Origin of the sequence: Streptomyces sp. NPDC004647 (assembly GCF_040609575.1) — a bacterium.
GTDB lineage: Bacteria > Actinomycetota > Actinomycetes > Streptomycetales > Streptomycetaceae > Streptomyces.
The window spans coordinates 1-10,966 of record NZ_JBEXKU010000143.1; the positions used below are offsets into that span (position 1 = coordinate 1).

9 protein-coding genes, 1 tRNA gene and 1 pseudogene are annotated in these 10,966 nt (G+C 68.8%); 6 read left to right on the forward strand and 5 right to left on the reverse strand.

The annotated features are described in order from the left end of the window. Positions 1 to 167 precede the first annotated feature (167 nt). Genes ABZW18_RS33265 through ABZW18_RS33280 form a run of 4 tightly spaced genes read left to right on the forward strand, consistent with a single transcriptional unit; the run spans position 168 to position 4,487 of the window. Positions 168 to 1,097 (forward strand): branched-chain amino acid ABC transporter permease, encoded by a 930-nt coding sequence (locus ABZW18_RS33265; RefSeq protein ID WP_356194880.1) that lies wholly within the window; start codon positions 168 to 170, stop codon positions 1,095 to 1,097. A 5-nt stretch (positions 1,098 to 1,102) separates the two neighbouring features. Further along, entirely contained in the window at positions 1,103 to 2,881 is a 1,779-nt protein-coding gene (locus tag ABZW18_RS33270) for a branched-chain amino acid ABC transporter permease (protein WP_356194883.1), read from the forward strand. A 5-nt stretch (positions 2,882 to 2,886) separates the two neighbouring features. Further along, entirely contained in the window at positions 2,887 to 3,774 is an 888-nt protein-coding gene (locus ABZW18_RS33275; protein ID WP_356194901.1) for an ABC transporter ATP-binding protein, read from the forward strand. Beyond that, positions 3,771 to 4,487, forward strand: coding sequence for an ABC transporter ATP-binding protein (locus ABZW18_RS33280; protein ID WP_356194885.1), 717 nt, complete (start codon positions 3,771 to 3,773; stop codon positions 4,485 to 4,487). The genes ABZW18_RS33275 and ABZW18_RS33280 overlap by 4 nt, the downstream gene beginning before the upstream one ends. Before the next feature lie 219 nt (positions 4,488 to 4,706). Here the strand turns inward: ABZW18_RS33280 and ABZW18_RS33285 are convergent, their stop codons facing one another. Next, positions 4,707 to 5,357, reverse strand: coding sequence for a response regulator (locus ABZW18_RS33285; protein ID WP_356194888.1), 651 nt, complete (start codon positions 5,355 to 5,357; stop codon positions 4,707 to 4,709). Between the two features lie 97 nt (positions 5,358 to 5,454). On the opposite strand from ABZW18_RS33285, the gene ABZW18_RS33290 reads away from it, so the two are divergent. Both ABZW18_RS33290 and ABZW18_RS33295 read left to right on the forward strand, forming a co-directional pair. Then, positions 5,455 to 5,528, forward strand: a tRNA-Leu gene (locus ABZW18_RS33290). A 109-nt stretch (positions 5,529 to 5,637) separates the two neighbouring features. Continuing rightward, positions 5,638 to 6,434: pseudogene (locus ABZW18_RS33295) on the forward strand (helix-turn-helix domain-containing protein). Positions 6,435 to 6,486: 52 nt separating this feature from the next. Here ABZW18_RS33295 and pyk read toward each other — a convergent pair. The 4 genes from pyk to ABZW18_RS33315 all read right to left on the reverse strand — a co-directional run. Beyond that, a complete protein-coding gene (gene pyk / locus ABZW18_RS33300; RefSeq protein WP_356194890.1) occupies positions 6,487 to 7,920 on the reverse strand; it encodes a pyruvate kinase in 1,434 nt (477 codons plus the stop codon). Between the two features lie 149 nt (positions 7,921 to 8,069). Continuing rightward, entirely contained in the window at positions 8,070 to 8,621 is a 552-nt protein-coding gene (locus ABZW18_RS33305) for a GNAT family N-acetyltransferase (RefSeq protein WP_356194892.1), read from the reverse strand. Further along, positions 8,618 to 10,435, reverse strand: a complete 1,818-nt coding sequence (locus tag ABZW18_RS33310) for an IucA/IucC family protein (RefSeq protein ID WP_356194895.1) — start codon at positions 10,433 to 10,435, stop codon at positions 8,618 to 8,620. The genes ABZW18_RS33305 and ABZW18_RS33310 overlap by 4 nt, the downstream gene beginning before the upstream one ends. Further along, the coding region (locus tag ABZW18_RS33315) for a SidA/IucD/PvdA family monooxygenase (RefSeq protein ID WP_356194898.1) at positions 10,432 to 10,966 on the reverse strand (535 nt) is incomplete at its 5' end. The genes ABZW18_RS33315 and ABZW18_RS33310, both read right to left, overlap by 4 nt.

Consider the following 10,966-nt stretch of genomic DNA (forward strand, 5'->3'; position numbering starts at 1 on the left):
GGGTTTTTTATATGCTACCTTGCGTTTTTTCTCGGCGCACCCCAACCCCCACCCCCCCCCCAACAACAACACATAAACCCCCCCCGCGGGGGCGGGCGTCCCCACCCCCCCCCCCCCCGCGTCCCTGTAAACGGCTCAGCGTATCCACACCCCTCGGAGGCCCTGCGGTGAACGAACTGCCGCAACAGCTGGCCAATGGACTCATCCTCGGCGCGATGTACGGTCTCATCGCGATCGGCTACACGATGGTCTACGGCATTGTCCAGCTCATCAACTTCGCCCACGGCGAGATATTCATGATCGGCGGCTTCGGCGCGCTGACCACCTACCTGGCACTCCCCAGCGACACCGCCCTGCTGCTCGCGCTGCCGCTGATGATCATCGGTGGTGTGGTCTGCTCCGTACTCGTCGGCGTCGCCGCCGAGCGATTCGCCTACCGGCCGCTGCGGGGCGCTCCCCGACTGGCCCCCCTGATCACCGCGATCGGCCTGTCCATCGCGCTTCAGCAGGCCATCTGGAAGTGGTACCCGAACGCCAAGAAGGCGCGGGTCTTCCCGCAGTTCTCGGGTGACCCCATCAACATCCTCGGCGCCGACGTCCAGCGCAGCGAGCTCTTCGTGGTCATCGCCGCACCGATCTGCATGCTCCTCCTCGGCCTGTTCGTCGCCAAGACGCGCACCGGCCGCGGAATGCAGGCCACCGCCCAGGACCCCGACACCGCCAAGCTCATGGGCATCAACACCGACCGCATCATCGTGATGGCCTTCGCCATCGGCGCCGCCTTCGCGGCCATCGCCGCGGTCGCCTACGGACTGCGCACCGGCCAGGTCGACTTCCGCATGGGCTTCATCATGGGCCTCAAGGCCTTCACCGCGGCCGTCCTCGGCGGCATCGGCAACATCTACGGAGCCATGCTCGGCGGCCTCGTCCTCGGCGTCGCCGAATCCCTCGCCACCGCCTACATCGAGCACATCCCCGGGATGGAACAGTTCGGCGGCGGCGGCTGGAAGAACGTCTGGGCCTTCGTCCTCCTCATCCTCGTACTGCTGCTACGGCCACAAGGCCTGCTCGGCGAACGCGTCGCGGATCGGGCGTGATACGCATGACCACCACCCACGAGACCACCCCGGTCATCCCGCTGCCCGCGGCCGCAGCCCGCCTCACCACCGCGGCCGGCGCCCTCACCACCCTCGCGAGCACCTTCCTCGCCTGGACCTGGACCGCCCAGTTCCCCGGTGACCTCACCGTCACCGGATACCCCGGCGGCCTCCAAGTCCTGACCCTCGTCGGCGCCGCGCTCACCCTGCTGTTCGTGATCGCCGGCTACGGCATCAAGGGACTGCGCTGGCTCACCCCGGCCGGCACCGGCGCACCCGTCATCTGGCTCGCCCTCGGCACCTTCGGCACCACCTGGTACACCCTGACAGCGATCTCCATCCAACTCGGTGGCCTCGCCCACCTCGAACCAGGCGGCGTCATCGCGGGCATCGCCGCCCTCGTCACCGTCCTCGCAGCCCTCGGCCTCCCCGCCGACCGGCCCGCGGAAGACGACAAACCCGGCGCGTGGAAGCGATTCACCGGCAGCCTCGCCGCCATCAGCCCCCGGCGCGCCAAGGAACTCCCCTCCTGGGCCGAGATCCTCATCATCGCCGTGGCGTTCGGCATCGGGCTGTACGTCTTCACGTACGGCATCGACACCGAGTACGGGGAGCTGTTCGTCGGCTACCTCATCCTCGTCGCGTGCGCCTTCACCGGTCTCCACCGGGCCGGCCTCGTCGGCCGGCTCACCGCACTCACCGGCAAGCACCGCAACATCACGCTCACCGCGGCCTTCGTCGCCGCCGCGTGCTTCCCCTTCACGCAGAGCAACGACCAGTACACCTCGGTCGCCGCGAACATCCTGATCTTCGCGACCGTCGCACTCGGCCTCAACGTCGTCGTCGGCCTCGCCGGCCTCCTCGACCTCGGCTACGTCGCCTTCCTCGGCGTCGGCGCCTACGCCGCCGCACTGGTCTCCGGCTCACCCGACTCCACCATCGGCGTCCAATTCCCCTTCTGGGCCGCCGTCCTCACCGGCGCGGGCGCATCCCTGGTCTTCGGCGTCCTCATCGGCGCCCCGACCCTGCGGCTGCGCGGCGACTACCTCGCCATCGTCACCCTCGGCTTCGGTGAGATCTTCCGCATCACCATGAACAACCTCAACGGAAGCACCGGACCCGACGTCACCAACGGCTCCGCCGGCATCCCCAACGTCCCCGACCTCGTCTTCTTCGGATTCGACTTCGGGATCGAACACACCATCCTCGGCGTCCCCATCGGCCGCTTCGGCAACTACTACCTGCTGATGCTGCTCGCCACCGCGATCGTCGTGATGGTCTTCCGCCGGGCCGGCGAATCCCGCATCGGCCGCGCCTGGGTCGCCATCCGCGAGGACGAGACCGCAGCCACCGCCATGGGCATCAACGCCTTCCGGCTCAAGCTGCTCGCCTTCGCCCTCGGCGCCTCCCTGGCCGGTCTCGCCGGCTCCGTACAGGCCCACGTGACCTACACCGTCACACCCGAGCAGTACCAGTTCGCCGGGCCCGTACCACCCAACTCCGCCTTCCTGCTCGCCGCGGTCATCCTCGGCGGCATGGGCACCCTCAGCGGACCCATCATCGGCGCCGCACTGCTCTACCTCATCCCGGCCAAGATGCAGTTCATGGCCGACTACCAGCTGCTCCTCTTCGGCCTCGCGCTCGTCCTCCTGATGCGCTTCCGCCCCGAGGGCCTGGTCGCCGACCGCAGGAAGCAACTCGAATTCCACGAGACCGGCCAACTGGACGTACCCGAACAACGCCTGCCCGAAGGGGCCGTCGGCGTCACCAAGGCGGAGGCGTGACCGACATGACGACCACCGACACCACCCCGGTGAAAGACCCGAGCGGCCCCGTACTCACCGCCACCGGCGTCACCATGCGCTTCGGCGGACTCACGGCCGTACGCTCCGTGGACCTCGAGGTCCACGCCGGCGAGATCGTCGGCCTGATCGGCCCCAACGGCGCCGGGAAGACCACCTTCTTCAACTGCCTCACCGGGCTCTACATCCCCACCGAAGGCACCGTCGCCTACAAAACCACCGTCCTGCCGCCCAAGCCCCACCTCGTCACCCAGGCAGGCATCGCCCGGACCTTCCAGAACATCCGGCTCTTCGCCAATATGACCGTCCTGGAAAACGTCCTCGTCGGCCGGCACACCCGCACCAAGGAAGGCCTCTGGTCGGCCCTCCTGCGCGGCCCCGGCTTCAAGCGCGCCGAAACCGCGTCCAAGAAGCGGGCCATGGAACTCCTGGAGTTCACCGGCCTCGCGGCCAAGGCCGACCACCTCGCCCGCAACCTCCCCTACGGCGAGCAGCGCAAGCTGGAAATCGCCAGGGCACTGGCGAGCGACCCCGGCCTGCTCCTCCTCGACGAGCCGACCGCGGGCATGAACCCGCAGGAGACCCGCGCCACCGAGGAACTCGTCCTCGCCATCCGCGACAAGGGCACCGCCGTCCTCGTCATCGAGCACGACATGCGCTTCATCTTCAACCTCTGCGACCGGGTCGCCGTACTCGTCCAGGGCGAGAAGCTCGTCGAAGGCACCTCCGAGGTCGTCCAGGGCGACGAACGCGTCATCGCCGCCTACCTCGGCACCCCCTTCGAAGGAGCCCCCGGCGACGAGGAGGCGGCCGAGGTCGAGGCGGCGGAAGCGGCTGCCCCCAGCACCCGAACCAGCAAGGAGGGCGACCAGTGACCGCACTGCTCGAAGTCGAGGACCTGCGGGTCGCCTACGGCAAGATCGAAGCCGTCAAGGGCATCTCGTTCAGCGTCGAGGCCGGCCAGGTCGTCACCCTCATCGGGACGAACGGTGCGGGCAAGACCACAACGCTGCGCACCCTGTCGGGGCTGCTCAAGCCGCTCGGCGGCTCGATCCGCTTCGAGGGCAAACCGCTGACCGGGGTTCCCGCCCACAAGGTCGTCGCGCTGGGCCTGGCCCACTCGCCCGAGGGACGGCACATCTTCCCCCGGCTGACGATCGCGGAGAACCTCCAGCTCGGAGCGTTCCTCCGGAACGACGGCGAGGGGATCAGGAAGGACATCCAGAAGGCGTACGACCTCTTCCCCATCCTCGGCGAGCGCCGCAACCAGGCGGCGGGCACGCTGTCGGGCGGCGAGCAGCAGATGCTGGCGATGGGTCGCGCGCTGATGTCCCGGCCGAAGCTGCTGATGCTCGACGAGCCGTCGATGGGACTCTCGCCGATCATGATGCAGAAGATCATGCAGACGATCTCCGAGCTGAAGTCGCAGGGCACGACGATTCTGCTGGTCGAGCAGAACGCACAGGCGGCGCTGTCACTGGCCGACCACGGCCATGTGATGGAGATCGGCAAGATCGTGCTGTCGGGGACGGGAGAGAACCTGCTCCACGACGAGTCGGTCCGCAAGGCCTACCTGGGCGAGGACTGACGACCGCACGGCGCACGCGCACGGCGTTACGCGATGTCGCTCACGCCGTGCCGTCCGCGTCATGCGTTACGGCGAAGGGCCCGCACCGATCTCGTCCGGTGCGGGCCCTGCGCGGGCCCGGGGGGCTCCTTCGCGGGCCCGGGGGGCCGGGGCGTGCCCGGGGGGCCGGGGCGTGCCCCGGGGCTGGGGCGCGGATCCCCTCACGGGTCCGGGGCCCCGCTACTCCCCCGACGGCTGCTTCTTCTCCTCGGCGTCCTCGATGACGGCCTCGGCGACCTGCTGCATGGACATCCGGCGATCCATGGACGTCTTCTGGATCCAGCGGAAGGCGGCGGGCTCCGCCAGCCCGTACTGCGTCTGCAGAATGCTCTTGGCCCGGTCCACGAGCTTGCGGGTCTCCAGGCGCAGAGAGAGGTCGGCGACCTCCTTCTCCAGGGCCCTCAGCTCGGTGAAGCGGGAGACCGCCATCTCGATGGCGGGCACGACATCGCTCTTGCTGAACGGCTTGACGAGGTACGCCATGGCTCCGGCGTCCCGCGCCCGCTCCACGAGCTCGCGCTGCGAGAAGGCGGTGAGCATCAGGACGGGGGCGATGCTCTCCTCGGCGATCTTCTCGGCCGCGGAGATGCCGTCGAGGATCGGCATCTTGACATCGAGGATGACGAGGTCCGGCCGGTGCTCGCGGGCCAGCTCGACGGCTTTCTGCCCATCGCCCGCCTCACCGACGACGGTATAGCCCTCCTCCTCGAGCATCTCCTTGAGGTCGAGACGGATGAGGGCCTCGTCCTCGGCGATGACAACGCGGGTGGTCAACGGCGGGACGTGCGGCTGCTCGTCGTCGACGGGCTGCTCGGGGTCGGCGGCGCTCACGGGACTCCTCGTTCCAGGCAGGTGGTGCCCCACGAGCCTACCTAGCTCCTGTATGTTTGAGGCACGGAGGGGTTACGCTAACCTTCGGATTGCAGGAGCTCCGGTAGTCCAATCGGCAGAGACGATACCCTCAAAAGGTATTCAGTGTGGGTTCGAGTCCCACCCGGGGCACTTTACCTTTCTTTTCAAGGTTCGCAGACGATTGGCGATCTTCACTCGCCCAGGTGAACACCTCTTCGAATCACCCCGCGACGGCAGAGATCCAACAAAGCTCGCGGACATGTACGACCTTGAAACGCGCAGGAACGCACTCGCTCTTGTTCAACAGGGCCGCAGCCTCAACTCCGTCAGCAAGCAAGTAGGCATATCCCGCGCAGCAATCCGCGAGTGGCAAGTTCGGATCGAGCCCCTTCGGCGGGCCTCCCGCGACACCGAGTGCGCACGGTGTTCGCCTGAACCGTGCTTGCCGGGAGAACCGGCCGCGTACGCGTACCTGCTCGGCTTATATCTTGGAGACGGCTGCATCTATCTTGGGGCTGCATCAGTCCGCACCCACGCGGCGGTTACCACTTGCGGATCGCCTACGCCGATGTATGGCCTGGGCTGATTGCCGAATGCCGCGATGCCATCACAACCGTCTGCCCCGAGCTCTGCGTCTATCTCCTCCAGCGGCAGGGATGCGTGATGGTCACGAGCTACAGCAAGCACTGGCCCTGCCTGTTTCCTCAGCATGGGCCCGGCCGCAAGCACGATCGGCTGATCGCCTTGGCAGCGTGGCAGCAGCAGGTGGTCGATGCTTACCCCTGGGACTTGATCCGGGGGCTCATCCACTCCGACGGTTGCCGGATCACCAACTGGACCACTCGCCTCGTCGGCGGAGAGCGGAAGCGCTACGAATACCCGAGGTACTTCTTCACGAACAAGTCGGATGACATCCGGCAGCTCTACACAGACACGCTCGACATACTCGGGATCACTTGGACCCACTGCACTCGTAACGGCAGCCCGCTCAACATTTCCGTCGCCAGACGCGAGTCAGTCGCGCTCATGGACGCGCACGTGAGTCCGAAGTACTGATGCCGCTTTCAGCGTCCACCGTCTCGCCCGTTTCGGGCAGCGAGACTAACGACTACTTCTGGTAGTCGTCCTCGCCGATGTGGTGGACGCGGACCAGGTTCGTGGAGCCCGGGACGCCCGGTGGGGAGCCCGCCGTGATCACGACGATGTCGCCCTTCTGGCAGCGGCCGACCTTCAGCAGGTGCTCGTCGACCTGCTGGACCATCTCGTCCGTCGAGTCGACCGCCGGGCCGAGGAAGGTCTCCACGCCCCAGGTGAGGTTGAGCTGCGAGCGCGTGGGCGGTTCGGGGGTGAAGGCGAGGACCGGGATCGGTGAGCGGTAGCGGGACAGCCGGCGGACCGTGTCTCCCGACTGGGTGAAGGCGACCAGGAACTTCGCGCCGAGGAAGTCGCCCATCTCCGCCGCCGCGCGGGCCACCGCGCCGCCCTGGGTTCGGGGCTTGTTCCGCTCCGTGAGCGGCGGGAGGCCCTTGGCGAGCATGTCCTCCTCGGCCGCCTCGACGATGCGGCCCATCGTCCTGACCGTCTCGATCGGGTACTTGCCGACGCTCGTCTCGCCGGAGAGCATCACCGCGTCCGTGCCGTCCATGACGGCGTTGGCCACGTCGGAGGCCTCCGCGCGGGTGGGCCGGGACGCGTCGATCATCGAATCGAGCATCTGGGTCGCGACGATGACCGGCTTCGCGTTCCGCCTGGCCAGCTTGATCGCGCGCTTCTGGACCATCGGCACGGATTCCAGCGGCATTTCGACGCCGAGGTCGCCGCGGGCGACCATGATCCCGTCGAAGGCGTCGACGATTCCTTCGAGGTTGTCGACGGCCTGCGGCTTCTCCACCTTGGCCAGAACGGGCAGCCGGTAGCCCTCCTCGTCCATGATGCGGTGGACGGCCTCGATGTCGCGGGCGCTGCGGACGAACGACAGCGCGATGATGTCGGCGCCGGTGCGCAGGGCCCAGCGGAGGTCTTCGACGTCCTTCTCGGAGAGGGCGGGGACGGAGACGGCGACGCCGGGGAGGTTGAGGCCCTTGTGGTCGGAGATCAGGCCGCCTTCGACGACCTTGGTGTGTACGCGGGGGCCGTCGACCTCGACCACCTCGAGCGTGACGCGGCCGTCGTCGACGAGAATGCGCTCGCCGCAGCTGACATCGGCGGCCAGGCCGTCGTATGTGGTGCCGCAGATCCGGCGGTCGCCTTCCATTTCCTCGACGGTGATGGTGAATTCATCGTCGCGTTCAAGGAGTACGGGACCTTCGCGGAAGCGGCCGAGGCGAATCTTCGGGCCTTGAAGGTCGGCGAGCACCCCGACGCTGCGGCCCGTTTCGTCGGAGGCGCTCCGCACGCGTCGGCAGCGTTCCTCGTGCTCGGCGTACGTGCCGTGGCTGAGGTTGAGGCGTGCTACGTCCATTCCCGCCTCGACCAGTGCCTTGATCTGGTCGTATGAGTCGGTGGCGGGGCCCAGAGTACAAACGATCTTTGCTCGGCGCATGGTTCGAGCCTAAGACTTACTCGCCAGTAGAGAATTGGATGCACATGACTACTCAACGGCCTTTGCGTGAAACATTATTGACAAGTGTTGAAAAGTGCGCGGGGGTGCTCCGATGAGCAGAACCCCCGGCTCGGCCCAGTCCCCGACCGTCATCCGGTGCGCTTGCGGACCATGAAAGCGGCGCGCTTCTCGGGGAGGTCGAGATGCCGGGTCATCCGGAAGCCTGCCCGTTCGAATGCGCGGACGGATCGGGTGTTGCGGATATCCGGCTCGGCGACCACCTGTCCGGCGTACGGGTCGATCCGCAGCTGCCAGTCGGAGACGGCGCGCAGCAGCTGCGCGCCGAGGCCGCGGCCGCGGTAGCCGGAGGGGCCGAGGAGCAGATGCACGCCTGCGTCGCGGGGTCTCGCGGCGTAGTGGTTGGCGAGCGGGTCGAGGTCGGCGCGGTAGAGCTCCCAGTAGCTCATGGGGGTGCCGTCGAGGGCGCCGAGGTAGGGGGTGGAGTGGTTGCTGGCGATCTGTTCGCGCAGATAGGCGTCGATGCGCTCGATGGGCTGGGCCATCTTCCAGAAGCGGGCGACCTCGGGGTCGTTCATCCAGGCGTGGACGAGGGGGGTGTCGGCGGACGGCTTCACGGGGCGCAGGGTGAAGGTGCCGGCCGGCAGCCGGGTCTCGGCGGGGGCGAGGTCCTGGCGGATCACTGGGGCTGCTCGTCTCTCGAGGTCGCGGACGCGATGGGGTTGGGGATGTCGACGTAGACCGACTGGGTCTCGATGGGGCCGGTCAGCTCGTCCATGCCGCGGACGCGGGTGAGGAGGTTGGCCTTGCAGCGCAGGGTGGGGGCGCGGCGCAGTGTGGTGGCGAGGCGCAGCCGGTCGCCGTGCTCGGTGGCGAGCGCGGCGAGGGTGTGGTCGGCGCGGTGGAGCAGGTCGTTCTCGTCGGCGAGGTTCTGGGAGCCGAGGGCCCCGATGAGGCCGAGGAGGTTGTTGATGCCGATGTAGTAGGTGAGGCGTTCGTCGATGACTGTGTCGGCGACGTAGGTGCCGAGGTCGCGGCCGACGCCGGGGATCCAGCCGTAGAGGGCTTCACTGCGGGCCGGGGAGAAGTAGTAGCCCTGGTTGTCGCGGTAGTGGCCGCCGACGGGCCAGCCGTTCTCGTCGAGGGTGACGAGGGTGTTCTGGTGGTGGGCCTCGAGGCCGAGTCCGTAGCGCGCGTACAGCCAGAGCACGGGGTGGATGACGGCTGTGAGGTAGCGCTCGAACCACTCGTGGGCGGTGTCGGGGACGCTGCAGCCGGTCTGCTGGGCGAGCCGGTGGAGGGTGACGGCGAGTTGGGAGCGGTTGTCGGGCAGGTCGGGGCGTTCGGCGAGGAGCCCGGCGACGCAGACACCCTGGGGTGCGGCGGGGCGGCCGCCGCGCGAGGGGTTGCCGCCGACGGGGTGGTCGCGGAGAGGGTGGTCGGGGAAGGGGTTGTCGCGGACCACGACGTCGAGTCCGGTGGGGGTGCCGTCGGGCGCGTCGACGGCGAGCCAGGCAGGGTCGCCGACGATGCCGAAGCCGGGGTGGGCGGCGGCGAGCGCGTCGCGGAGGCCCGCGTCGAGAAGCCGGTGCACGGCGATGCCGCGGCGCAGCTCGGGGCGGGTGTTCTCGCGGCGGGAGTTGGTGATGCGCAGGCCGACGGAGAATTTCAGCATCACGGGGGCGTCGGCCCGGTAGAGGGTGCGTACGGACGAGGTGGCCGACCAGGCGGGTCCTGCCGGTCCGAGGTCGTGCAGCAGTCCCGCGTCGATGAGTGCCTGTACGGCGGGCCGGTGGCGGACGTCCTGTGCCTGCCAGGGGTGGGCGGGGACGAGGACGGTGCCGGGTGGTGGTGTGAGCCCCTCGCCCGCCAGTTCGGTGAAGAGCTGCTGCGTGCCGCGGTCGAGGGCGGAGTCGGTGCGTACGACGGAGGGGTCGGCGGCGAACCAGTGGAGGGGGAACGCGCCGCGCAGTTCGGGTGAGTAGCGGGCGGCCTCGGCGTCGGTGAGGCCTTCGCGGCTCTTGGGGGTGGGGTGCAGGGGGTGGCCGGTGATGAGGCTCTGTTCGGCGGTGAGGAAGGCGGTGGTGCCGGCGGGGTCGCCGGGTGTCAGGGTGCGGGCCCGTACGAATTCCTCGACGCGTCGGAGGGAGTCGGTGACGCGGCTGGTGAGGTCGGCGACGGCGGTGGGTTCTCCCGCGGCGGCCTCCATGGCGAGGAGGGCGGCGACGGCGGTGGCGGAGGCGTGTGTTCCGGTGTGCAGCCGGGCGGGTCCGAAGCGGTGCCAGCCGGTGGCGGACCAGTGCAATACGGGTGCTTCGATGCCGGTGCCGGAGGTCGGCAGGTCGAGTCGCAGGACGCCGTCGGCGGGGCGCGGCACGCCGGTTTCGCGTACCCAGCAGCGCAGGAGGTTCTGGGCCGTGGCGGCGTCGGCCACGGCTGATGGGGGGCGTCGGGCCAGCTGTTCCTGCGCTCCGTCGTCCTGCAGTGTCGGGCTCATGAAGTCTCTTTCCGCGCGCCGGCTCTGGAGCCGGCCAGGAGGTGGGGCGTCGCGTCCACGTCCAGGCCGAAGGAGGTGAATCCGGTGCGCTGCGGCAGCGGGTAGGCGTCGCGGCCGGTGAGGGCGTTGAGGATGACGGCGGAGCGCCAGGCGGCGAGACCGAGGTCTGGTGTGCCGACGCCGTGGGTATGCCGTTCGGCGTTCTGGACGAAGACGGAGCCTTCGATGGAGCCGTCGAGTACGAGGCGCTGGTCCCCGTCGACCTGGGGGCGGCCGGCGTCGTCTCGTACGAGGCGGTCCCGCAGCGGGGCGAGGAGGCCTTCGAGGGGGCGCTCGCGGTAGCCGGTGGCGAGGACGACGGCGTCGGTCTCCAGTCCGGCCGCGGTCTCCTGCTCGGCGTGTTCGAGGCCCAGTACGGTGCGGTCGCCGGAGCGTTCGGCGGTGCGGACGGTGACTCCGGGGGTGAGGGTGGCGTCGGGCCAGCCGCCGTGCAGGGAGCGCCGGTAGAGCTCGTCGTGGATGGCGGCGAGA

What these genes read in the sequence shown, in the direction of transcription:
- ABZW18_RS33275 (WP_356194901.1), top strand. Translation starts at nt 2,887, where the DNA reads ATGACGACCACCGACACCACCCCGGTGAAAGACCCGAGCGGCCCCGTA.
- ABZW18_RS33310 (WP_356194895.1), bottom strand. Translation starts at nt 10,435, where the DNA reads ATGAGCCCGACACTGCAGGACGACGGAGCGCAGGAACAGCTGGCCCGA.
- pyk (WP_356194890.1), bottom strand. Translation starts at nt 7,920, where the DNA reads ATGCGCCGAGCAAAGATCGTTTGTACTCTGGGCCCCGCCACCGACTCA.
- ABZW18_RS33270 (WP_356194883.1), top strand. Translation starts at nt 1,103, where the DNA reads ATGACCACCACCCACGAGACCACCCCGGTCATCCCGCTGCCCGCGGCC.